Annotated in this window: 17 protein-coding genes; 7 read left to right on the top strand and 10 right to left on the bottom strand. The window is 75.8% G+C overall.

Going from position 1 to position 22,727, the window contains the following annotated elements; all coding sequences use genetic code 11:
- Nucleotides 1–58: 58 nt before the first annotated feature.
- Nucleotides 59–754, bottom strand: coding sequence for an HAD family hydrolase (locus SGLAU_RS04060; protein ID WP_043498443.1), 696 nt, complete (start codon nt 752–754; stop codon nt 59–61).
- A 57-nt stretch (nt 755–811) separates the two neighbouring features.
- Nucleotides 812–1,288 (bottom strand): Lrp/AsnC family transcriptional regulator, encoded by a 477-nt coding sequence (locus tag SGLAU_RS04055; RefSeq protein WP_043506238.1) that lies wholly within the window; start codon nt 1,286–1,288, stop codon nt 812–814.
- 255 nt (nt 1,289–1,543) lie between these two features.
- Between SGLAU_RS04055 and SGLAU_RS04050 the strand changes: the two genes are divergently transcribed.
- Nucleotides 1,544–3,046 carry an FUSC family protein gene (locus tag SGLAU_RS04050; RefSeq protein WP_043498442.1) on the top strand — a complete coding sequence of 501 codons (1,503 nt, stop codon included), beginning with the start codon at nt 1,544–1,546 and terminating at the stop codon, nt 3,044–3,046.
- Nucleotides 3,047–3,170: 124 nt separating this feature from the next.
- Nucleotides 3,171–4,193 (top strand): lactonase family protein, encoded by a 1,023-nt coding sequence (locus SGLAU_RS04045; protein ID WP_043498438.1) that lies wholly within the window; start codon nt 3,171–3,173, stop codon nt 4,191–4,193.
- Between the two features lie 102 nt (nt 4,194–4,295).
- On the opposite strand, the gene SGLAU_RS04040 is transcribed toward SGLAU_RS04045, so the two are convergent.
- From SGLAU_RS04040 to SGLAU_RS04020, 5 genes are all read right to left on the bottom strand, one after another.
- The gene (locus tag SGLAU_RS04040) at nt 4,296–5,219 is read right to left on the bottom strand and encodes a sirohydrochlorin chelatase (protein ID WP_099052764.1); all 924 of its coding nucleotides are present in this window, start codon (nt 5,217–5,219) and stop codon (nt 4,296–4,298) included.
- Nucleotides 5,220–5,405: 186 nt separating this feature from the next.
- Nucleotides 5,406–6,557: an N-acetylglucosamine kinase gene (locus SGLAU_RS04035; RefSeq protein WP_099052763.1), complete on the bottom strand. Its 1,152-nt coding sequence runs from the start codon at nt 6,555–6,557 to the stop codon at nt 5,406–5,408.
- Entirely contained in the window at nt 6,554–7,231 is a 678-nt protein-coding gene (locus tag SGLAU_RS04030) for a uracil-DNA glycosylase (protein WP_043498435.1), read from the bottom strand. The genes SGLAU_RS04035 and SGLAU_RS04030 overlap by 4 nt, the downstream gene beginning before the upstream one ends.
- A gap of 82 nt (nt 7,232–7,313) precedes the next feature.
- Nucleotides 7,314–8,399, bottom strand: coding sequence for a WD40/YVTN/BNR-like repeat-containing protein (locus tag SGLAU_RS04025; protein WP_043506236.1), 1,086 nt, complete (start codon nt 8,397–8,399; stop codon nt 7,314–7,316).
- A gap of 427 nt (nt 8,400–8,826) precedes the next feature.
- Complete coding sequence (locus SGLAU_RS04020; protein WP_043498433.1) at nt 8,827–10,488, bottom strand: acyl-CoA dehydrogenase family protein; 1,662 nt, start codon at nt 10,486–10,488, stop codon at nt 8,827–8,829.
- 76 nt (nt 10,489–10,564) lie between these two features.
- Here SGLAU_RS04020 and SGLAU_RS04015 point away from each other — a divergent pair, with 76 nt between their 5' ends.
- Nucleotides 10,565–11,317, top strand: coding sequence for a PaaX family transcriptional regulator C-terminal domain-containing protein (locus tag SGLAU_RS04015; protein ID WP_043498430.1), 753 nt, complete (start codon nt 10,565–10,567; stop codon nt 11,315–11,317).
- A gap of 127 nt (nt 11,318–11,444) precedes the next feature.
- Here the strand turns inward: SGLAU_RS04015 and SGLAU_RS04010 are convergent, their stop codons facing one another.
- On the bottom strand, nt 11,445–12,248 hold the full coding sequence (locus SGLAU_RS04010; RefSeq protein ID WP_043498428.1) for a pectate lyase: 804 nt from the start codon (nt 12,246–12,248) through the stop codon (nt 11,445–11,447).
- Between the two features lie 372 nt (nt 12,249–12,620).
- Here SGLAU_RS04010 and SGLAU_RS04005 point away from each other — a divergent pair, with 372 nt between their 5' ends.
- The 3 genes from SGLAU_RS04005 to SGLAU_RS03995 all read left to right on the top strand — a co-directional run bounded on the left by SGLAU_RS04005 (nt 12,621) and on the right by SGLAU_RS03995 (nt 19,342).
- Complete coding sequence (locus tag SGLAU_RS04005) at nt 12,621–13,952, top strand: PHB depolymerase family esterase (RefSeq protein ID WP_043498426.1); 1,332 nt, start codon at nt 12,621–12,623, stop codon at nt 13,950–13,952.
- Between the two features lie 130 nt (nt 13,953–14,082).
- Nucleotides 14,083–14,730: a hypothetical protein gene (locus SGLAU_RS35845; RefSeq protein ID WP_208868881.1), complete on the top strand. Its 648-nt coding sequence runs from the start codon at nt 14,083–14,085 to the stop codon at nt 14,728–14,730.
- Between the two features lie 220 nt (nt 14,731–14,950).
- Nucleotides 14,951–19,342, top strand: coding sequence for a cation-translocating P-type ATPase (locus SGLAU_RS03995; protein WP_078957582.1), 4,392 nt, complete (start codon nt 14,951–14,953; stop codon nt 19,340–19,342).
- A gap of 175 nt (nt 19,343–19,517) precedes the next feature.
- On the opposite strand, the gene SGLAU_RS03990 is transcribed toward SGLAU_RS03995, so the two are convergent.
- Nucleotides 19,518–20,597: an NADH:flavin oxidoreductase/NADH oxidase gene (locus SGLAU_RS03990; RefSeq protein WP_043506233.1), complete on the bottom strand. Its 1,080-nt coding sequence runs from the start codon at nt 20,595–20,597 to the stop codon at nt 19,518–19,520.
- Nucleotides 20,598–20,719: 122 nt separating this feature from the next.
- On the opposite strand from SGLAU_RS03990, the gene SGLAU_RS03985 reads away from it, so the two are divergent.
- On the top strand, nt 20,720–21,064 hold the full coding sequence (locus SGLAU_RS03985; RefSeq protein WP_043498424.1) for an ArsR/SmtB family transcription factor: 345 nt from the start codon (nt 20,720–20,722) through the stop codon (nt 21,062–21,064).
- A gap of 256 nt (nt 21,065–21,320) precedes the next feature.
- Here SGLAU_RS03985 and SGLAU_RS03980 read toward each other — a convergent pair whose 3' ends face one another.
- Complete coding sequence (locus tag SGLAU_RS03980) at nt 21,321–22,706, bottom strand: FAD-dependent oxidoreductase (protein ID WP_052413600.1); 1,386 nt, start codon at nt 22,704–22,706, stop codon at nt 21,321–21,323.
- Between the last annotated feature and the right edge of the window lie 21 nt (nt 22,707–22,727).

Genomic DNA, 22,727 nt, shown 5'->3' with positions numbered 1-22,727 from the left:
GGGCGCGACGCGCGGACCGGGGCCGACGGTCCCGGCCGGTCGGGCCGGGCGCCCCGGGTCAGGACCCCGCGGCGGCGCCGGTCAGCCAGTCGTACGCCGCCCGCGCCGTGAACTCCCGCTGGCCGCCGCGGAAGACCAGCCCCGCCGTGCCGAACCGCGGGTCGTCGGCCTGGCCGGGGACGTAGGGCACGGCGACGCAGCGCATGCCGGCCGCGTGTGCGGCGGCGGCGCCCGGAGCGGCGTCCTCCAGGACCACGCAGGCGGCCGGATCCGCGCCCAGGCGGCGGGCCGCTTCGAGGAACACGTCCGGGGCGGGCTTGCCGCGCGGGACCTCGTCGGCGGAGACGACCGTGCGCAGGAAGGCGTCCAGGCCGGTGGCGGTGAGGATCGTGTCGATGGCCTCGGGGGAGGAGCCGGAGGCCACGGCCGTCGGGACGCCCTCCGCCGCGAGCAGCTCGACGAACGTGCGCATCTCCGGGTACGTGGGCGTGCCGGCGCGGGCCAGTTCCAGGTAGCGGCGGTTCTTGGCGGCGAACAGGTCCTCGGTGGGCGCGCCCAGGCCGTACCGCCGCTTCCAGTCCGCGATGGTGTCCAGGGTGCTGATGCCGACGTACCGCTCGTGGTCGGCCCAGGTGTAGTCCGGTACGCCGTGCTCGGCGAGGATCTGCCGGCCCGCTTCGTAGTAGTTCGGCTCGCTGTCCACGAGCGTTCCGTCAAGATCGAAGATGACCGAGATGCCGCCGAGAGTGTTCATGGACCCAGGATGCCAAGGCGGATTCCGGCCGGATCTCCGGGTGGGGCGGGCGGCGGCTCAGCCCTTCGGCGTCCGGCCGATCGACTCGACCAGGGGCAGCAGCCGGTGCGGCACGCGCTCGCGCAGAGCCACCTCGGTGCGGGTGCGGACGACGCCGGGGAGGCTGATGAGCTTCTGGATCACGTCTTCCAGGTGCGCGTTGTCGCGGGCCACGACCCGGGTGAGCAGGTCGCCGCCGCCGGTGATCGAGAAGGCCTCCACGATCTCCGGCACGGCGGCCAGCGCGTCACCGACGTCGTCGAGGTGGCCCTGGGTGACCTCGATGTGGACGAAGGCGAGCACCGGGTGGCCGAGGGCGGCGGGGGACAGGGTGGGACCCGTGCCGGTGATCACGCCCTCCCGCTCCAGCCGGTCGAGTCGCGCCTGGAGGGTGCCGCGGGCCACCCCGAGGATGCGGGCGTACTCCCGCACGCTGGTACGCGGCTGCTCCAGCAGCAGCCGCAGGATGCGGGTGTCCAGTTCGTCCACGGCCATGGTGCGCCGCCCCTTCTCGGTGATCTCCAGCGACTGTACCAATGGCCCAGTGGCCCACCGGCCCGCTGAGCCACTCACCCTGGTCCGATGGCCCGGTGCCGGACGCACACCGAGCCGAGGGAATGGGCCAATGGACCAGTGAACGTGGAGCCACTTGAGCCACTGGCGGGATTGATGCTGTCATGGGGACGTCGATGGCGCTGCGGATCCCGCGGCGCCTTTTTCGTGCCGATCGGCTCCAGGGGGCGGTAAGCAGTGCTGAAGAGGGTGTTCGTGGCTCCGGATCCGGGGCGGACGCGGCTGCGCTTCGCGACGCGCGCGGTTCTCGGCATCGGCCTCGCGGTCGTCGTCTGCGGACTCGCCGGCCACTCCCTCGTCGGCGCCGTGATCGGCGGCCTCGCCGCGCTGCTCGCCCTGTTCACCGTCACCGACGCCACCGTGCGCGGCCAGGCGGTCACCACCGCCCTGCTGCCGGCGGTCGGACTGCCGGTGCTCGCCGTCGCCGCCGCGGTGCACGACCGGCCCGTCACCCGTGACCTCGTCTTCCTCGCCGTGGTCGGCGCCGGCGTCTACGCCCGCCGCTGGGGCCCGCGCGGACACAGCCTCGGCGTGTTCGCCTTCATGACCTACTTCATCGCGCAGTTCCTCCAGGCCACCCCGGGCCGGCTGCCCGAGCTGTACGCGGCCGTCCTGCTGTCCGTGCTCAGCGCGGCGGCGGTGCGGTTCGGGCTCTGGTGCTACGAGCGCCGGCTCCCCCCGGTGCCCGCGGTCTCCCCGCCGGACGGCACCGGACTCGCCCGGATCACCACCCGCCAGGCGGTTCAGGCGACCGTCGGCGCGGGGTTCGCGCTCGTCGTGGGCCAGCTGGTGTCCGGGGAGCGCTGGTACTGGGCCGTCGGCGCCACCTGGTGGATCTTCGTGAACACCACCTCGCGCGGTGAGACCCTCGTACGAGGCTTCCGGCGCGTCCTCGGCACGGTCCTCGGCATCGGCCTCGGCGTGCTGGTCGCGGTGCCGCTGCACGGCGCGCCCGCCCCCTCGGCCGCACTGCTCGCCCTCTGCGTCTTCGGCATCTTCTACACGGCCGCCGTCTCCTACACCTGGATGATGCTCTGCGTCACCCTCCTCGCCTCGCTGCTCTACGGCCTCCTCGACGTACTCGACCCCGCGCTGCTCGCCCTGCGCCTGGCCGAGACCGGAGTCGGCGCGCTGGGTGCCGTGCTGGCCGTGCTCTTCGTCCTGCCCGTCACCACCCACACGGTCACCGACGCCTGGATCCGGCGCGCCCTGCGCTCGGTCCACGCCTGCACCGCCGAGACCGCCGCCCGGCTCGCCGGCGACCCGGCCGCCGATCCCGCACCGCGCGTGGCCGAACTGGAGCAGCTGCTCGCCCGCGTGCGGCTCGCGGTCGCCCCGCTGGTGCACCCGCTGAACCCGGTGCTGGGCCGCAAGCGGCGCGCCCGCCGGGTGCTGGCCCTGCTCGACGACTGCGCGCGGGAGATCCGCGGTCTGGTGGCCGTCGCGGCCGACCCGGAGGCGTCCCACGACGCCCGGCTGGCCGCCGCCTGCTGGCGGGTCCAGGCCGCGGTGGAGGCGCTGACCGGCTCTGCGTCCGGGTGCGAGATCACCGGCCTGGCCGCCGAGCGGCCGGCCGCCGCGGAACCGGCCCTGGCCCATCTGCACGGCCTGGAGCGCGCGCTCGCCGAGCTGGCGAGCTCGCTGCGCGCCCCGTCGGGCTCCCCGCTCGTCGGGGCCTGAGGGCCGCCGGGCCCGCACGTCCCCTCGGGCGCCGCGCGGCGAAAACTTCACCCGTTTGGTCTAGACCTTCGATGATCCGCTGCTACCGTCGCCTGCGGAAGCCCAGGACCGAGAGGGGACAGCGGTGGCAGACGGCGGACAGCGGCGGGCGTACATCGGGTCGTTCACGGCGGCCGGCGGCCCCGGGATCGTGACGGCGGCCGTCGACCCGGACAGTGGCGCGCTCACCCTCCTGACCGGCGTCGACGGCCTCACCGACCCCTCGTACCTGGCCCTGGCACCCGACGGGCGCACGCTCTACGCGGTCAGCGAGACGGCGGACGGCGCGGTCGCCGCGTTCCGGGTGGACGGGGACGTGCCCAGGCCCCTGGGGACCCCGGTGCGCGTCGGCGGCGGACCCACCCACCTCGCCGTGCACGCCGGGCACGTCCTCACCGCCGACTACGGCTCCGGCAGCGTCACCGTCGTCCCGCTGCGCCCCGACGGCGGCCTCGTGCCCGCCGCCACGACGTTCCGGCACAGCGGGTCGGGGCCGTACGCGCCCCGCCAGCAGGGACCGCACGCCCACCAGGTGCAGGCCGACCCGAGCGGGCGGTGGATCGTCAGCGTCGACCTCGGCACCGACTCCGTGCGCGTGTGCGCGCTGGAGGAGGACGGACTCGTCCCGCACCGGGAGGTCCCGCTGCGGCCCGGCTCCGGCCCCCGCCACCTGGCCTTCCACCCCGGGGGCTCGTACGCCTACGTCGTCGGCGAACTCAGCCCGGCCGTGACCGTCTGCCACTGGGACGCCGGGGACGGCGTCCTGCGCCCGCTGACGGAGACGCCGGTGCTGCCCGGCGCGCCCGCAGGCGACGCCTACCCGTCGGGTGTCGTCGTCTCGCCCGACGGCCGGTTCGTATGGACCGCCACCCGCGGCGAGGACGTGCTCTCCGTGCTCGCCGTCGACGGCGAGGACCTGCGGCTCACCGCCACGGTGCCGTGCGGCGGCCACTGGCCGCGTGCCCTCACCGCCTCGGACGGCCTGCTGTACGTCGCCAACGAGCGCTCCGGCGACGTCACCTGGTTCACCGTGGACCCGTCGACCGGGCGGCCGCACCGCTCCGGGGCGGTGCGGGTGACGGCGGCGTCCTGCGTGGTCCTCGGCTGAACGCGGCGCACGGCGGGCGTAGCCGGGGGGCGTGGCGGCGGCACGGGTGAAGGGCCCGCTCCCGGTGCGGAGGGGCCCTTCAGATGCGGCGCCGCGGCCGGGTCAGCGGACCGGAGCGCCCTGCGGCTGCTGCGGGGCGATCCCCAGGGCCGTCGTGTACTTGGCCAGCGCCAGCTTGCCGATCGCCGGGTACGCGCCCAGCGGCTCGGCGGCGGAGCAGCCGGCCTCGGCGGCGGCGGCCTCGACGAGCGCGGCGTCGATCTCCGGGCCGATCAGGTACGGCGCCAGGGCCAGCTGCTGCGAGCCGGCGGAGCGCAGCTGCTCGGCGACGGAGGCGATCGAGCCCTCCTGGTCGAGCGCCGCGGCCATCACCGGCACGGCGAGCCGCGCGGCGAGCAGCATGCCGGTGATCCCGGCGGCCTGCACGGCCTCCTCGCCGCCGACGGAGGCGAGGACGATGCCGTCCGCGGCGGTCGCGACGGTGAACAGGCGGGCCCGGTCGGCGCGGGCCAGCCCGGCCTCCGACAGCCGCACGTGCAGCGCCTCGGCGAGCAGCGGGTGCGGGCCGAGCACGTCGGTCAGCTCGGCGGCGACCCGGCTGTCCATCACGGCCTGGCGGACCTGGCGCAGCAGCGCGGCGTCCGGACCGGCCAGCAGGGGCACCACGACCCCGACGGGACCCTCGGGCTCCGAGGTCTCCAGGCCCGCGGCGAGGGCCTGCTCGTAGCGGGCGGTGCGCTCGTCGGCGGTGCGCGCGAGCACGGCCTGGAGGGTGGGGAACTCGGTGTCGTCCCCGTCGACGTACCCGATCCGGGCGTCGAGGCCGGGCAGCTCGGAGCGGGCGATGCTCACGATCTCCTCGGCGAGGCCACGGGTTGCGGCGCTGGGCGCGCCGGGCACCGCGAGGACGAGCGCGGGCGCGCCCTCGGGAGCCGCCAGGGGCTCGGGTCGGCGGTGCCGCCCGGGCTGGCGGGGGCGCGGCATTCGTACTGGCAGGCCGGACGCGGGCCCAGTGGGGGAGCTCATGGTGCCGCATGTTAGTGGCTTCCGTGGCTCCCCTGTTCGGGGAGGGTGCAGGTGAGCGGTTTCCGTCCGGTTTTGTCTGATGAGTTACGTGGAGAACAGAACTGATCAGCGGCTTTTCCTCGCGGCGGTCCCTGTGATGACCTGCCGGTGGCCGGAACCACATGGCCGGATCGGCGCCCGCGGGTGTCACTCCGAAGGCGTGACGCAGAGCATCCCGTCGTCCCCCGGGAGGGTGAGCGTGCCCGTTGCCAGCGCGGTGGCGAGCCGGGCCGCGCCGTGCAGCGGATCTCCCTCGGCGCGCACCCGGCGGGCGTGCGGCAGCCGCTCGGCGAGTGCCTCCCGCACCGGGGCGAGGAGCGGTTCACCCAGCTTGAACAGCCCTCCGGTGAGCGCCACGTCCGGCGTCCCGTCCGCCGGACAGACCGCGGCCGCCGCGTCGGCCATGTGCCGGGCCGCCGCCCGCAGGATGCCCGCGGCCACCAGGTCCTCGCCGGCGCAGGCCGCGACCTCCGGCGCGAAGGAGGCGAGGACCGCGGGCCGGTCCGTCCGCGGATAGAGCACGCCCGGCAGGGCGGGGAGCGGGCCGAACTGCCGCTCGGCGCACGCCCGCAGCGCGGCCGAGCCGCCCTCCCGCCCGTCGTGCGCCCGCAGCGCCGCCTCCAGTCCGGCGCGGCCGATCCACGCCCCGCTGCCGCAGTCGCCGAGCAGATGACCCCAGCCGTCGGCCCGCCGCCACCGGGTCAGGTCCGTGCCGACCGCGATCAGCCCGGTGCCCGCGGCGACCACCGCCCCGGGCCGCGGACCGAGTGCGCCGGCGTAGGCGGTGACGGCGTCCGCAGCGAGGGCGACCTTGCGGATTCCGAACTCCCGTCGCAGGGCGTCCGGCAGTTCGGCGCGCAGCGCGTCGCCCAGGGTGGCGAAACCGGCGGCGCCGACGGCGGCCGTGCCGAGCCGCGCCACACCGGTCTCGACGGTCAATGCCCGCACCAGGGGGACCAGTTGGTCTCTCAGGTGACCCGCGTCGATTCCGCGTGCGCCCGTGCGGACCGGCACCCGTGACTCCCGCTGTCCGAGCACCCCGGCAGCCACCGTCCCGACGGCGACCCGGAGACCGGAGCCGCCCGAGTCGACGGCGAGGAATCCCGCGGAGCCGGCCGCGGGGGAGCCGGCCGCGGGGGAGCCGGCCGCGGACGGTCCGGCGGGCCGGGTGCGGCCCGGGTCGCCGGCGGGGGCCCCGGCAGGCCGCGCGGCACCGGAGGCCGTGGCGGGGACCCCGCAGGATCCGGCGCCGTCCGACCCCTCCGCCCGGGAACCGGCGGGCCCGGTGCCGTCCGTCACGGCAGGCGCCAGTCCACCGGTTGGCCCCCCTGACGGATCAGCAGGTCGTTGGCGCGGCTGAACGGACGGGAGCCGAAGAACCCGCGGTCCGCCGACATCGGGGACGGGTGCGCGGACTCCACCGACGGCAGGTCGCCGAGGAGCGGGCGGAGGTTGCGGGCGTCCCGGCCCCACAGGACGGACACCAGCGGCTTTCCGCGTGCGGCCAGCGCGCGTATCGCCTGCTCGGTGACCTCCTCCCAGCCCTTGCCCCGGTGGGCCCCCGGCTTGCGCGGCGCGGTGGTGAGCGCCCTGTTCAGCAGCAGCACCCCCTGCCGGGTCCACGGCGTCAGATCACCGTTCGACGGCTGGGGGACCCCCAGGTCGGTGTGCAGCTCGCGGAAGATGTTGATCAGGCTGCCAGGCAGCGGCCGCACCTCGGGCGCGACGGAGAACGACAGGCCCACCGCGTGCCCGGGGGTCGGGTAGGGGTCCTGTCCGACGATCAGGACCCGCACCTCGTCGAAGGGCTGCTGGAAGGCCCGCAGGACGTTCCGCCCGGCCGGGAGGTAGGTGCGCCCCGCGGCGATCTCCGCGCGAAGGAAGTCGCCCATCTCGGCGATCTTCCCGGCGACGGGTTCCAGGGCCTTCGCCCAGCCCGGATCGACGATCTCATGCAACGGTCGTGGTGCCACGGGCGTCACCCTACTGCCGTACGGCACGGGAAGATCAACCGGTGGCCAAGGGCCGGACCCGGCCGGTTCGGCCGTAACCGGCTCATGACACCACCGCCGCGCGCACGCACAGCACGTCCGGGAGGTGCGAGGCCAGCTGCCGCCAGCTCTCGCCCTCGTCGTCCGAGGCGTACACCTCGCCGTTGCGGTTGCCGAAGTAGACGCCGGCCGGTTCGGCGTCGTCCGTGCACATCGCGTCGCGCAGCACCGTGCCGTAGTGGTCCCCCTGCGGCAGGCCGGCCGTCAGCGGTTCCCAGGTTCCGCCCGCGTCGGTCGTGCGGAACACGCGGCAGCGCCGGCCGGCGGGCACACGGTCGGAGTCGGCGGTGATGGGGAACACGTACGCGGTGTCCCCGCGGTGCGGATGGGCCGCGACGGCGAAGCCGAAGGTGGACGGGAGGCCCTCCCCGATGTCGGTCCAGTGCGCGCCCGCGTCGTCGCTTCGGTACACCCCCCAGTGGTTCTGGAGGTAGAGCCGGTCGGGATCGGCCGCGTCCCGGGCGATCTTGTGGACGCACTGGCCGAACTCCGGGTTCGGGTCCGGCAGGAACACCGCGGAGACCCCCGAGTTGGAGGGCTCCCAGCCGGCGCCGCCGTCCGTGGTGCGGAACACGCCGGCCGTGGACACGGCCACCGTCAGGAACCGCGGGTCGCGGTGGTCGGTGAGGATGGTGTGCAGCCCCTCCCCGCCGCCGCCCGGCATCCACCGGGACCGGGTCGGGTGCTCCCACAGCGGGCGGACCAGGGTGAAGCTCTCCCCGCGGTCCTCCGAGCGGTACAGCGCGGCCGGTTCGGTGCCCGCGTACACGACGTCCGGTTCGGCCGCCGCCGGGTGCAGCTGCCACACCCGTTCCAGGGAGGCCCCCGTGTCCGGTGGGAACTTCACGGCCGGCCGGGCGGGTTCGGTCCAGCTGCGGCCGAGGTCGTCGGAGTGGAACACGGACGGCCCCCAGTGGGCGCTGTCGCCTCCGGCCAGCAGCCGCGGGACGGAACCCCGGGTGTCGACGGCGACCGAGTACACGGCCTGCGCGTTGAAGTAGGGGCTCTCGTCGAACTCCCAGGCGCCACCCCGCCGGCGCCCGATGAACAGACCCTTGCGCGTGCCCACGGCGAGCAGTACCTCGGTCATGCCGATCACCTCCGCGACGTCTTCGTCTCAGACATCGGCCAGTCTGCACCCCACCACTGACAGTCACCGCTCGGCACACCGCCGCCGCAGGTCAGGGCGGTGCCACCGGAGAGTTCTCAGCTTGCGGCGACTACCGTAGGGCAGACCCGCGGCGGCTGTTCTCCGTCAGTGTGCCGCGGCTGCCGCAGCCGTCCGCCGGCGCCGCGCGGCCGGTTCCGCCCCCACCGGCGCCGCGCGGCCGGTTCCGCCCCCGCCGGGTCCCGCGGCGGCGGCACCCGGTTGCGGCCGGACACCCGGCGATCACCGGACGGTGCGGGGGTGCGCCGCCCGGACGGCACGCGGCACCGAGGCGGAGGTGGTGTCCCGGCGAGCCGTGCGAGGGCCGTGCGCGTGCACCACCGCGCCGACCACGGGGACGTGACGTCCCTCAGACGCCCTCGGGGAGCGCCCGGGCGAGGATCGCGTCGAGGTCGGCCGCCTCGGGGAGGGTGCCGAACGCGTACCCCCAGTCGCCGCCCAGCCGCGTGGCGCAGAAGGCGTCCGCGACGGCCGGCGGGGCGAAGCGGACGAGGAGGGAGGCCTGGAGGACGAGCGCCATCCGTTCGACCAGCCGGCGGGCGCCGCCCGGTGACGCCGCGGCGAGGCCGGCCTTGAGCGCGCCCACCGCGGCGTCCAGGCGCGCGTCAGCGCCGCGTGCCAGGGCGAGCTCGGCGAACAGCGCCTCCGCCACGGCGGAGTCACGGCGCAGCGCGCGCAGGACGTCGAGCGCGTTGACGTTCCCGGAACCCTCCCAGATCGACAGCAGCGGGGCCTCACGGTAGTGCCGGGGCATCCCGGAGTCCTCCACGTACCCGTTGCCGCCCAGGCACTCCAGGGCCTCGGCGGTGAAGGCCGGGCCGCGCTTGGTGACCCAGTACTTGCCGACGGCGGTGGCGATCCGGCGCAGCGCGCGCTCACCGGCGTCGCCGCGCACGGCCCGGTCGGCGGCACCCGCCAGCCGCAGCGTGAGGGTCGTCGCGGCCTCCGACTCCAGGGCGAGGTCGGCCAGCACGTTGCGCATCAGCGGCTGGTCGAGCAGCCGCGCGCCGAACGCGGTGCGGTGCCGCACATGGTGGCCCGCCTCCACCAGGGTCTTGCGCATCAGCGTCGCGGAGGCCATCACGCAGTCCAGCCGCGTGCAGTTGACCATCTCGATGATGGTCTTGACGCCCTCGCCCTCGGGACCGACCAGCCAGGCGACCGTCCCGTCGAACTCCGGCTCCGACGAGGCGTTGGAGCGGTTGCCCAGCTTGTCCTTCAGGCGCTGGACGCGGAAGGTGTTGCGGGTCCCGTCCGGCAGCACGCGCGGGACCAGGAAGCACGACAGCCCGCCCGGGGCCTGCGCCAGCACCAGGAACACGTCGCACATCGGCGCCGAGGTGAACCACTTGTGCCCGCGCAGCGTGTGGACGCCGGGTTCGGCGGTGGGCGTGGCGGTGGTGGTGTTGGTGCGTACGTCGGAGCCGCCCTGCTTCTCGGTCATGCCCATCCCGGCCAGCAGCCCTCGCTTGCCGGCAGGGTTCCTCAGGCCGGGGTCGTACTGGCGGCTGGTCAGCAGGGGCTCGTAGACCTCGGCCAGCTCCGGTTGGCGGCGCAGGGCGGGGACGGCGGCGTACGTCATCGAGGTCGGGCAGCCGTGGCCGGCCTCGGCGTGCCCCCACACGAGTCCGCCCGCCGTACGGACGACGTGGGCGCCGGGCCGCTCGTCCGCCCAGGGCGCCCCCGCCAGTCCCTCGGTGACGGCCACTTCCATCAGGTGGTGCCAGCTCGGGTGGAACTCGACCTCGTCGACCCGGTGGCCGTAGCGGTCGTGCGTGCGCAGCACCGGCTCGTGCCGGTTGGCCAGGTCGCCCCACTCCTGCGCCTGCGCGCTCCCGGCCCGCCGTCCCAGCCGCCGGATGTCCTCCTCGGCCCAGCCGGCGCCCTCGCGCCGCAGGCCCTCCAGGAGGGCGGGATCGGCCGAGGCGTCGTACGGGGTGAGGGGCGGCGGCTGGTTGGTCACCGTGTGGGTGGCGGTGTCCTGCTGCGCGTGCGCGACGGTGGAGGCCATGCGGCGAGTGTTGCACTTGCTCCGCGACCGCAGCAATAGTGCAACAAGGCGAGGGTGCGCCGTACAGTACGGGGCCATGGACGAGGCCACGCCGCCGAACGAACTCGACCTGCGCCCGCTGTCCGCGCGTTCGGTCGTGCTGAGCCTGCTGCTCGGCGCCCACCCCCCGGAGCTGCCCGCGAAGGACCTCGCGCGCCTGGTGGCCCCCTTCGGCGTCGGCGGCTCCACGCTGCGGGCCGCGCTCAGCCGGATGACGGCCGCCGGGGACCTGCGGCGCACGGGCACCGGCTACCGCATCGGTGAACGGCTGCTGGAACGCCGGGGCCGCCAGGACGAGGCCGTCCGGCCGCGCACGCGCGCGTGGGACGGCGACTGGGAGACGGTCGTGGTCACCGCGACCGGCCGCGGGCCCGCGGAACGGGCCGCGCTGCGCGCCCGGCTGGCCGGCCTGCGCCTCGCCGAGCTGCGCGAAGGGGTCTGGCTCCGGCCCGCCAATCTGAGCCGCCCGCTGCCGGACGACCTGGGGCAGGTGGCCGAGTGCGGCACCCTCCGCCCCGCCCGGCCCGCCGCCGAGCTGGCCGCCGCCCTGTGGCCGCTGGACGCCTGGGCGGCCACCGCGCGTGCGCTGCTCGACCGGATCGCCCGGGCGCCCGGCCCGGCCGGCCGGCTCACCGCGTTCGCGGCCGTCGTCCGGCACCTGGTGGCGGATCCGGTACTGCCGGCACCTCTGCTGCCCGCCGGCTGGCCGGGCGGGGAGCTGCGGACCGCGTACACGGGCTACCGGCGGGAACTGGCGGCGCAGGTGCACGCGCGCGTGGAGCCCGGGTGAGGCGCGCGGGCGGCTCCGCCGGCCGGCGACCGCTCGGCCGGCGCGCTCGGGCGGCGGCCCCGCGGGCGACGCGACGGCCGTACGAAGCGCCGCGCGGGGCACTTCGTACGGCCGGGGTGCCGGGGTCCTACTTGTAGGTGATGTCGGACGAGGCGTACTTGCAGTAGGTGCCGTCGGGGCCGGAGCCGTTGGTGGTCGGCTCGTCACCGTCGTCGTTGCCGATGTACTTCTGGCACGGCACGATCTTCTTGCTGGTGTCGCCGATGATCGTGATGCCCCGCAGGGTCGCGCTGTCGCCGTAGTTGGTGTTGATGCCGACGAGCCGGCTGCCCTTGTAGGTCACCTCGATGGTGTTGAGGTTGATGGTCCGCTTGTACTGGCTGGAGCAGTTGCCGCAGGAGCGGACGAAGGTGCCGAAGTTCTTCACCGCGAAGTTGGAGACGTTCAGCGTGCCGGCGCCGTTGAACTGGAACACCTTGTCGCTGGCTTCCTTCGCGCCGCCGCCGGAGATCGTGTAGACGTTCGACGACGAGGAGCCCTTGAAGGTCGCGGCGTCCTCGCCGACGTCCTCCCACCACACGTTCTGCAGGGTGCAGCTGCCCTCGCAGTGGATGCCGTCCGCGGCGGGCGCGCCGATGATGACGTTCTTCAGGACGGTGCCGGCGGCCAGCTTCAGGATCGGCCCCTGGTCCTCGCCCTGGCCGTCACTGCCCAGGGCCCCGGACCCGTACAGGCGCTTCATCCCGTAGTCCTTGGTGCCGGACAGGGAGATCGTGGAGGAGACCGCCTGGCTGCCGTTGGCGGACGGCCAGGTGGCGGCGCTCGCCGTGGGCGCACCGGTGGTCATGATCATGCCAACCGAGAGGCCGAGCGTCGCCAGCGCTCCGGTCAGCGCGCGCCGGCGGGCGCGGACGGATGTCGCAGATGTCATGTCCCGATTCCTTCTGTGGGGGGCGGGGGTGCGCACTCGCAGTCCATGTACATGAACGCTATGCGCTCACTGGAACACTGAGTGCGGGGAACGCGGCCTCACGGTGCCTGGACGGTGCCGATCGGTCACGCTGTTGAACGGGACCGTAAAGGGCAAGCGCTTTCTGGTCAACGGCTCGCGCAGCACGGATTCAGCCAGACCCGAGGGGAACGCGATTGCGGTGAACGCTGGCGCGGCGGCCCCCGTGTGACGGTGTGGGAGCGCTTCCACAGAGCTGGAGCGGCGCTCCCCCGGCGCTCCCACGGCGCCTTTCGCACCGCTGGTGCTCCCGCACCGAACGACCCCGAGCCGCGATCAGGAAGGGACGACCACGTGTCCGCCACCGCCGGCACCACCGCGAGGAGAGGACCCCTGCGCACAGCGCTCGCCGCGCTCCACGGAGCGCTCGTGACGCTCCTCGCCGCGCTGCTCCTCGCCGCACCACCGGCCGCCGCCCGCACCGACGCCGCAGCCGCCGTGCCCTACGCCACCCTGACCGAGGTCACCGGCTTCGGCAGCAACCCCAGCAATCTCCAGATGTACCTGTACGTGCCGGAGAGCGTCACCCCGAACCCGGCGGTCCTGGTGGCCGTCCACTACTGCACCGGCTCCGGGCCGGCGATGTACAACGGCACCGAGTACGCCTCGCTCGCCGACCGCCACGGCTTCATCGTCGTCTACCCGTCGGTCACCCGGTCCAGCAAGTGCTTCGACGTCTCCTCCCCGCAGGCCCTGCGCCGCGGCGGCGGCAGCGACCCGGCCGGCATCAAGTCGATGGTCGACTGGGTCCTCGACACCTACGACGCCGACCCGAAGCGGGTCTTCGCCACCGGCATCTCCTCCGGCGCGATGATGACCAACGTCCTGCTGGGCGTCTACCCGGACGTGTTCGCCGCGGGCGCCGCCTTCGCCGGCGTCCCCTTCGGCTGCTTCGCCACCACCGACGGATCCGAGTGGAACAGCGCCTGCGCGAACGGCACCGTGACCCGCACCCCGCAGCAGTGGGGCGACCTGGTCCGCGCCGCCTACCCCGGCTACACCGGCCCACGGCCCCGGATGCAGCTGTGGCACGGCACGCAGGACGACGTGCTGCGCTACCCCAACTTCGGCGAGGAGATCAAGCAGTGGACGAACGTCCTGGGCACCGGCCAGACCCCGGCGTCCACCGACACCCCCGCCACCGGCTGGACCCGCACCCGCTACGGCGGCACCGGTGACCGCGCCCCCGTGGAGGCCATCAGCCTCCAGGGCGTCGGACACAACCTGTACGCCTACGGCACCATGGGCGCGCGCGTGCTCACCTTCTTCGGCCTGGACGGCCAGGGCCCGGGCCCGCAGCCGCAGCCGTCCGGCTGCAAGGTCACCGCGACCACCAGCGCCTGGAGCACCGGACTCACCGCCTCCGTGACGATCACCAACACCGGTACGACGGCGGTCAACGGCTGGCGCCTGGGCTTCACCCTCCCGGCCGGCCAGACCATCACCAACGGCTGGGGCGCCACGTACGCCCCGGTCACCGGCGCGGTGACGGCGACGAACGCCGCGTACAACGCCACCCTCGCGCCGAACGCCTCGGTGACCATCGGCTACCAGGCCGGCCACCGCGGCGACAGCGCGGCGCCCGGTGCCTTCACGCTCAACGGGACCGTCTGCGCGACCGCCTGACGCACGGGCCCCACGGTGGCCGGAGGGAATTCCTCCGGCCACTCGCGTTTGCCCCGCCCACAACGGGTGACCGGGTGTTTCCCGGGAACTCGGGCCGTGCACACACCCCATCCGAGGGAGGCGGGGAGTCATGACACGGCTGAAGCCGTCCTCCGTTCTGACGGGACCGGTGCGCGTCACCGGTTCGGCACTGCGCCGGATGCCCGGCGCGGGCATGGTGAGCAAGGCCGCCGAGGGCACCCTGGACACGGTCGGGGCGGTGTCGCCGCGCGGGCGCCGGATCGCGGTCTACACCGGAGCCGGGCTGCTCGGCGCCGCGGGTGTCGTCGAGTGGCCCGTGGCGGTCGCCGGAGCGGCCGTGGCCTGGCTGACCCAGCCGAAGCCCGGGCAGCGGCAGGAACAGCGGTCGGGGCAGGACGGCGGCGCGGCACCGGCGACGGCCGGTGGCGGTGCGGCGGCCAGGGCGACGACGAGCACCGCGTCGCGCAGGGCGGCCTCTGGGGGTGCCACGGCCTCCAGGGCGACGCGGTCCGGCACGGGCGCCTCCTCCGGGGCCCTGTCCACGGCGTCCGTCGGGCGTACCCGGGTGTCCGGCGACCGCGAGCCGGAGACCGGCGGGACGGCGGTGCCGGGCCATCGGACGACGGCCGCCCGCTCGAAGACGGCGCACGGGACGGGCACGACGACCATCAAGGCGGCGAACGCCCACCGCCGCACCGCGGCCCGGCGGCGCACCGCGGCCATGGGCAGCGCGGGAGAACGACCGAGCGAGAGCTGATCGCGGACCGGTCCCCGGTGCCGGTGCCCGGGAACCGACCGCCGACGACCGAGAACGGACCGGCAGGGTCGTGACGGGTCATCGAGGGCCGTGACGGACCACCGAGGGCCATGACGGACCACCGACGACCGGTGTGGAGCGCGAACCGGCCGCGGACCCAGGAGATGCGGACACCAACCGACCGAGAACCGAGCAGGCTGACAACGAGCTGAGGTGTGCGATGGGGTTGCTGACGGGGCCGCTGACGGCCGTGTCCGGTGCCCTGCAGGCCGGGCCGCGGCTGCTGGCGCGCGGGACCGCGCCCGCCGTCGGCATGGCCGCGGGTGCGGCGGCCGGGACGGCACGGGCCGGAGTGCGCGGCGCGGACTCCGCCGTACGGGTGGCACGGGTCGCGCGGGCCGCCGTGCTGCCCGGGCAGGGGCAGCACTGGCGGGCCGGGCGGCGGGCCCACCTGGCGCTCAGGACCGCCGAGCCGGGGCGGGCCCACGAGACGGGCGGGACGGCGCACGCCGCCCGGCGGGTGGCCGCCGCGCTCGCCGACCGGCCCGACGTGGCGTACGCGTACTGGGACGGCGGGCTGTCCCGCCTGGTGGTGGCCGCGACCGAGGCCGCCGTCGCCGACACGGTCCTGGAGAAGGCGGCCGCCCTCGCCGAACGGCACGGACTGGTCCCCGACGACGAGTCGGTGGAGGAGTTCGCCCACCCCGGCGACCCGGTCGGGGTGCGCACCGCCCTGCTGGCGCTGGGCGTCGACGCGCTCGGCATCGCGGGCGCGTTCGCCGCCTCCGCGCTGCGGCTGCCGCCCTCGCCCACGTTCGTGTCGGCGGGCAACACCCTGCTGCGCGAACACCCCCGGTTCCGCTCCTGGCTGCGCGCGCGGACCGGCGACTCCCGGGCCGACCTGCTGCTGGCCGCCGTCAACGCCGCCGTGCACGGCGCCGGCCAGAACCCGGTCGCCCTGCTGCTCGACGGCTCGCTGCGCACCTGCGGACTGGCCGAGACCCTGGCACGCGGCGCCGCCTTCGACGCCGTCCACGACCGGCTGTGCGTCCCGCACCGGGACGGCGTGGCCATGGACCGCTTCCCGCGCCCGCCGCTGCGCCGCACCCCGGCCCAGGAGTACGCCGTCCACGCCGAGTCCGGCGCCCTCGTCGGCGCCCTCGCGACCCTCCTGGTCAAGCACAGCGCCGGTGAGGCCGCCGAGGCGGTGCTCGCCGGCTCCCCGAAGGCCGCCCGCTACGGGCCCGCCGCCTTCCACGCCACCCTGAGCTGCGCCCTGGCCCGCACCGGCGTGCTGGTCCGCGACCAGCAGCGGCTGCGCCGCCTGGAGACGGCCGGGACGGTCTTCCTGCACCCCAGCGCACTGCGCACCCCGGACGGCGACGCCGACCCGTGGGCCGAGCCGGTGCTCGACGCGGCGCGCCGCGCGGGACTGCGGGTGGTGGTCGGCGACGACCCCGCCCTCACCGACTTCATCGGCCTCGCCGACCACATCGTGCCCGCCGGCCGGCCGCCCGCCGAGGCGGTGGACCGGCTGCGCCGGGACGACGGCTGCGTGATCACCGTGGCCCGGCCCGCCTCCGCCGACGACACGGACGTGCTGGAGGCCCTGTTCGCCGGAGACCTGGCCGTGGCCCTCACCGACCGCGACGCGGCCGTCGCCTGGGGCGCGGACGTGCTCACCCACCACGGCCTGCCCGACGTGTGGCGGCTGCTGGCCGCGGTGCCCGCCGCCCGCAAGGTCGGACGCCGGTCGCAGACCCTCGCCCGCTCGGGTGCCGCGCTGTCCGGACTGCTGGTGGCCGTGGGCGAGTCCCGGCGCCGGAGTCACCCGCTGCTGCCCGGACTGCGGCACGCTCCGGTCGACGCGGGCGCCGCGGCGGCCCTGCTCGGCGGGGTGCGCGCGGCCGTCGGCGTGGCACTGGCGCGGGCTCCGCACCCCCGCCCGCGGGTGGCCTGGCACGCCCTGCACGCCCGCTCCGTCCAGGCCCGGCTGGCCGACCGGATCGAGGCCGAGGAAACCGCCTTCGAGCACGCGGTGGGCCGGGTGCGCGAGGCCACCGGCACGGTCGCGCGGATGCCCGGCATGGCGCCCGCCCGCTGGTCGTTCCAGCTCGCCCGCGCCGTGCGCAGCGAACTCGACGATCCCCTCACCCCGGTGCTCGCGGTCGGCTCGGCCGCGTCGGCCATCCTCGGCTCCGTCGCCGACGCCCTGCTCGTCGTCGGCGCGCTCGACCTCAACGCCCTCGTCGGGGGCGTGCAGCGGCTGCGGGCCGAGCGGGCGCTGTCCGGGCTGGTCGCGGAGCAGAAGCAGAAGGCCCGGGTGACCGCCGACGGCGGACCCGGATCCCCGCGGCCCCGGCGCGACCGGCGGCGGCACGGCCCGCGCACCGTGGACGCGGCCCGGCTGGTGCCCGGCGACGTGATCGAGCTGAACGCCGACGACGTGGTGCCCGCCGACGCCCGGCTGCTGTGGGAGGACGGTCTGGAGGTCGACGAGTCCGCGCTGACCGGCGAGTCGCTGCCCGTCGGCAAGCAGGTGGAGCCGACTCCGAGCGCCGCCGTCGCGGAGCGCCGCTGCATGGTGTTCGAGGGCACCACGGTGGTCGCCGGGCACGCCCGGGCCGTCGTCGTGGAGACCGGCGACCGCACGGAGGCGTCCCGGGCGGTCCACCTCGCCGCCCGCACCCCGCCCGCCGGGGGCGTCCAGGCCCGGCTCCAGGAACTCACCCGGCAGGCCCTCCCCCTCACCATGGCGGGCGGCGCCGCGGTCACCGGCCTCTCCCTGCTGCGCGGCACACCGATCCGCGAGGCGGTCAGCGGCGGCGTGGCGGTGGCGGTGGCCGCCGTGCCCGAGGGGCTTCCGCTGGTGGCGACCGTGGGCCAGCTCGCGGCGGCGCGGCGGCTGAGCCGGCGCGGGGTCCTGGTGCGCACCCCGCGGGCCCTGGAGGCTTTGGGCCGGATGGACACCATCTGCTTCGACAAGACCGGCACCCTCACCGAGAACCAGCTCCGCCTGGTCCGGGTGGCCGAGGCCGACGGCACGGTCCGCGCCCTGGACGAGGCCCGCGACTCCCGGGTGCTGCGGATCGCCGTACGGGCCTGCCCGCGGCTCGAAGGCGGCGAGAAGGTGGTGCACGCCACCGACGAGGCCGTGCTGGAGGCGGCCGGCCGCGACGACCCGGAGTGGACGCAGACCGAGGCCCGGCCGTTCGAGGCGGGGCGCGGCTACGCGGGCGCGGTGGGCCGCGTGGCGGACGGCGTGCGGGTGTTCGAGGTCAAGGGCGCCCCGGAGGTCGTGCTGCCGGCCTGCCGCGAGCTGCCCGCGCACGCGGAGGAGACCGCGCACGCGCTGGCCGCCGACGGCCTGCGGGTGCTCGCGGTGGCCCGGCGCCGCCTGGCCGAGACCGAGGACGACGCCGAGGTATGCGACGAGCAGCCGCACGACCTGGAGTTCGTGGGACTGCTCGCGCTGGCCGACGTGGCCCGCGAGACGTCCGACGTCCTGGTGCGCGGGCTGCGCGCGGCGGGCGTCCGGCCGGTGATGCTGACCGGCGACCATCCGCAGACCGCGCGGGCGATCGCGCTCGACCTGGGCTGGCCGGAGGACACCGCCGTCGTCACCGGCGACGACCTGGCGGCCGCGGACCGCGGCGAGCGGTCCCGGATGCTGCGCGACGCGGACGTGGTGGCGCGGGTGGCGCCCGAGCAGAAGCTCCAGGTGGTCGAGGCGCTGCGGGACGCCGGCCGGGTGGTCGGGATGGTGGGCGACGGGGCCAACGACGCCGCCGCCATCCGGGCCGCCGACATCGGCGTGGGCATCAGCGCCCGCGGCTCCGCGGCCGCCCGCAACGCCGCCGACCTGGTGCTCACCGGCGAGGACCTGACCGTCCTCGTGGAGGCGGTCGGCGAGGGCCGGGCCCTGTGGCACAGTGTCGCCGATTCCGTCGCCATCCTCATCGGGGGCAACGCGGGCGAGGTCGGTTTCGGCATCCTGGGCACCCTGCTCGCGGGCGCGGCGCCGCTGTCGACCCGTCAGATGCTGCTGGTGAACCTGTTCACCGACCTGTTCCCTGCGATGGCCGTCGCGGTCACCCCGCAGCAGGACCCCGCGGAGACCGAGTCGACCGGGCCGCTGGGCACCTCGCTGCTGGGCGCGCCGCTGATGCGGCAGATCCGGCATCGGGCGCTGACCACCTGCCTGGGCGCGGTCGCCGCCTGGCTGTTCGGCCGGTTCACCCCGGGCACGGCCCGCCGTACGACGACGATGGCACTGTGCGCGGTGGTCGGCACCCAGCTCGCGCAGACCCTGCTGGACCGCCGCGACAGTCCGCTGGTCCAGGTGACCGCGCTGGGCTCGGCCGCCGCCCTGGTGGCCCTCGTCCAGACCCCCGGCGCCAGCCGTCTGGTCGGCTGCACCCCGCTCGGCCCCCTCGCGTGGGCGGGTGTCGCGATGGCGATCACCCTGGCGGTGGCGGGACAGCGGGTGCTGCCGGACCTGGAGCGGACGGTGCTGCGGCTGGCCCGCGCGGCCGGCTCGCGCGGCACCGGGGACATTCCGTCGCGGCCGGCCGTGGTGGCGGGCCGGGTCACCGGGCCGGCCGGAGCCTGAGCCCGCGGCGCCGCCGCCCGTCCGGTACGGCGGCGGCGCCGCGGGGCCGTGCGCGGCGGGCGGCGTGGCAGGCCCTGTGCGGCGGGGGTGGCGCGCCCGGGCGCTGCGCCGCGAGCGGCGCGCCCCGGCCCTGTGTGCCGTGGACGACGCGCCCGGGCCGTGCGCCGTGGCGGGCTCAGACGGACCGGTGGTACTGGTCCGGCACCCGCACCTCGCCGCCCAGCTCCCGCGCCGCGTGCCGGGCCCAGGAGGGGTTGCGCAGCAACTCCCGGCCGAGCAGCACGGCGTCCGCCTCCCCGTTGGAGAGGATCTTCTCGGCCTGCTCGGCTTCGGTGATCAGACCCACCGCCGCGACCGGCAGGGTGGTCTCGGCCTTCACCCGCGCGGCGAAGGGCACCTGGTAGCCGGGTCCGGTGGGGATGCGGACGGCGGCGGCGTTCCCGCCGGTCGAGACGTCGAGCAGGTCGATGCCGTGGGCCTGGAGGTCGCGGGCCAGGCGGACCGTGTCGTCGGGGGTCCAGCCGCCCTCCTCCAGCCAGTCGGTCGCCGACACGCGGAAGAACAGCGGCTTGTCGTCCGGCCAGACCTCCCGGACGGCGTCGACGACCTCCAGGGCGAACCGGGTGCGGTTCTCGTACGAGCCGCCGTAGGCGTCGGTGCGGTGGTTGGAGTGCGGGGAGAGGAACTCGTGGATCAGGTAGCCGTGGGCGCCGTGGATCTCGGCGATCTCGAACCCGGCGGCCAGCGCGCGGCGGGCCGCGTCGGCGAACTGCCCGACGATCGCGCGGATGTCCGCGGGCGTCAGCTCGGCCGGGACGGGGTGCCGCTCGTCGAAGGGGACCGCGCTCGGCGCGAGCGGCTGCCAGCCGTGCGCGTCCGGGCCCAGCGGCGCCCCGCCCTTCCAGGGCCGGTCGGTGGAGGCCTTGCGTCCGGCGTGGGCGAGCTGGATGGCCGGCACGGTGCCCTGGCCGGTGAGGAAACGGGTGATCCGGCGGAAGGCCTCGGCCTGGGTGTCGTTCCAGATCCCGAGGTCGTAGGGCGAGATGCGGCCCTCGGGGGCGACCGCGGTGGCCTCGACGACGATCAGGCCCGTGCCGCCGGCCGCGCGGGCCGCGTAGTGGGCGAAGTGCCAGTCGTGCGGCACACCGGCCTCGGGCCCTTCGGGGGCCGCGGAGTACTGGCACATCGGCGGCATCCACACGCGGTTGGGGATCGTCACGTCGCGCAGGGTGAAGGGCTCGAAGAGCGCGGTCACGGCGGGCTCCATTCGTCACGGACCGAAGGCTGGGTTCGTACGATAGGCATCGTAGTACGGCGGATGTCAAACTACGATGCCTCTCGTACGATGGGTGTCCCGACGAAGTGGAGCCAGCAGCCGTGACCACCGCCCGTGCCAGCCGCACCCTGCCCCACCCGGCGCGCGACGAGATCCGGCTGGAGGGCGTGCTGCACGCGCTGTCCGACCCGATGCGGCTGCGGATCGTGCGCGAACTCGCCGCCGACGGCGACGAACTGTCCTGTTCGCAGTTCGTGCTGCCGGTCACCAAGTCGACCACCACCCACCACTTCCGGGTGCTGCGCGAGAGCGGGGTCATCCGGCAGATCTACCGGGGCACGGCCAAGATGAACGGTCTGCGCCGGGACGACCTGGACGCACTCTTCCCCGGGCTCCTCGACGCCCTCCTCGGCGCCGCGGCCCGCCAGTCCGCCCGGCTCGGCTAGAGACACCCCTGGGGGCGAGCCGCCGCGGGGACGCGGCTCGCCGGCGCCCCGAGGGCGAGCGGCCCCTCGACGGAAACCGCCTACGGCCGCTCCCCGGGGCTGTGCGGCCCCCGGGACCGGCACGCTACGGCCGCTCCCCAGGGCCGTGCGGCCCCCGGAACCGGCACGCTACCGCCGCTCCCCAGGGCCGTGCGGCCCCTGGGACCGGCACGCTACCGCCGCCCCCCAGGGCCGTGCGGCCCCCGGGACCGGCACGCTACGGCCGCCCCCCAGGGCCGTGCGGCCCCTGTACGGCGGGCCGCGGGGCGTCGCCGTGGGCCGCCGCCATGAGGGACCGCCAGTCGGGCAGCTTCACCACGCCCCGGCCCAGCGCCGCGCCCAGTTCCGCCTCCGCCCGCTCGATGGCCCGCCACCCCTCCCACTCCACCGGCTCGACGCCCTCGGCGCGCAGCACGGCCGTCGGATCCGCGGGCACCTCCCGGCGGGCCAGGGCGGGGGCGTCCTCCAGCAGCGAGGTCACCGTCTCCTTGGCGCACGGCCGGTTGGTGCCGATCACACCTGTCGGGCCCCGCTTGATCCAGCCCGCGACGTACTCGCCCGGCGCGACGGCTCCGTTCCGCAGCACCCGCCCGGCCAGGTGCGGCACCGTGCCGGTGGCGGCGTCGAACGGCAGCCCCTCGAGCGGCACCCCGCGGTACCCCACCGACCGCAGCACCAGTTGCGCCTCGACCACCTGGAACTCGCCGGTGCCCACCACCCCGCCCCGCCCGTCCGGCGCGGTCCGCTCGAACCGCACCGCGCCCACCCGCCCCGCCTCGGCGAGCAGCTCGACGGGGCGCAGGAAGAAGCGGAGCCGGATCCGGCGCGGCGCACCCCGCGGCGTCGCGTCCGCCCAGCTCCGCAGCACCTCGACGTTGCGGCGCTGGGCGGCGGGCAGCGCGGACGGGTCGGCGCAGGCGGGGTCCAGCGCCAGGTCGGCCGGGTCGACGAGCACGTCGGCCTCCGGCAGCGCGCCCAGCTCCCGCAGTTCCTTGGTGGTGAACCGGGCCTGGGACGGTCCGCGCCGGCCCACCATCCGGATGTCGGTCACCCGGCTCGCGGCGAGCGAGCGCAGCGCGGCGTCCGGCATGTCGGTGGGGCTCAGTTCGGCCGCGCCGCGTGCCAGGATCCGGGTGACGTCCACCGCGACGTTCCCGGCCCCGATGACCACGGCCGACCGGGCGTCGCGTACGAAGCCGCCGTCGACGGCGTCCGGGTGGGCGCTGTACCAGGACACGAACTGGGTCGCCGACCAGCTGCCGGGCAGCTCCTCCCCGGGGATCCCCAGGTGCCGGTCGGTGGCGGCGCCCACGCAGTACACCACCGCGTGGTACAGCTCCCGCAGCCGGGCGGCCGGCACACCGCCCGCCCCGACCTGGACACCGCCGAGGAACCGCACGCGCTCGTGCTCCAGCACGGTCCGCAGACTGTTCTGCAGCGATTTGATCTTCTCGTGGTCGGGCGCCACGCCGTACCGCACCAGGCCGTACGGGCACGGCAGCCGGTCCAGCACGTCGACCCGCGCCAGGGGCTCCTGCTGGACGAGGGTCTGGGCGGAGTAGACCCCGCTCGGTCCGGAGCCTACGACGGCGACTCGCAGCACGGCGGAACTCCTTCGTCCCGT

The sequence above is a fragment of the Streptomyces glaucescens genome (assembly GCF_000761215.1).
Classification (GTDB): domain Bacteria; phylum Actinomycetota; class Actinomycetes; order Streptomycetales; family Streptomycetaceae; genus Streptomyces; species Streptomyces glaucescens_B.
The sequence above is the reverse complement of the archived record's forward strand: the minus strand, read 5'-3'. Positions and strand labels throughout refer to the sequence as shown.

Bases quoted from the DNA above. Each gene is read 5' to 3' on its own strand.
- SGLAU_RS04060 (WP_043498443.1), bottom strand. From the start codon at position 754: ATGAACACTCTCGGCGGCATCTCGGTCATCTTCGATCTTGACGGAACG.
- SGLAU_RS04055 (WP_043506238.1), bottom strand. From the start codon at position 1,288: ATGGCCGTGGACGAACTGGACACCCGCATCCTGCGGCTGCTGCTGGAG.
- SGLAU_RS04040 (WP_099052764.1), bottom strand. From the start codon at position 5,219: ATGAGCTCCCCCACTGGGCCCGCGTCCGGCCTGCCAGTACGAATGCCG.
- SGLAU_RS04025 (WP_043506236.1), bottom strand. From the start codon at position 8,399: ATGACCGAGGTACTGCTCGCCGTGGGCACGCGCAAGGGTCTGTTCATC.
- SGLAU_RS04020 (WP_043498433.1), bottom strand. From the start codon at position 10,488: ATGGCCTCCACCGTCGCGCACGCGCAGCAGGACACCGCCACCCACACG.
- SGLAU_RS04015 (WP_043498430.1), top strand. From the start codon at position 10,565: ATGGACGAGGCCACGCCGCCGAACGAACTCGACCTGCGCCCGCTGTCC.
- SGLAU_RS04010 (WP_043498428.1), bottom strand. From the start codon at position 12,248: ATGACATCTGCGACATCCGTCCGCGCCCGCCGGCGCGCGCTGACCGGA.
- SGLAU_RS35845 (WP_208868881.1), top strand. From the start codon at position 14,083: ATGACACGGCTGAAGCCGTCCTCCGTTCTGACGGGACCGGTGCGCGTC.
- SGLAU_RS03995 (WP_078957582.1), top strand. From the start codon at position 14,951: ATGGGGTTGCTGACGGGGCCGCTGACGGCCGTGTCCGGTGCCCTGCAG.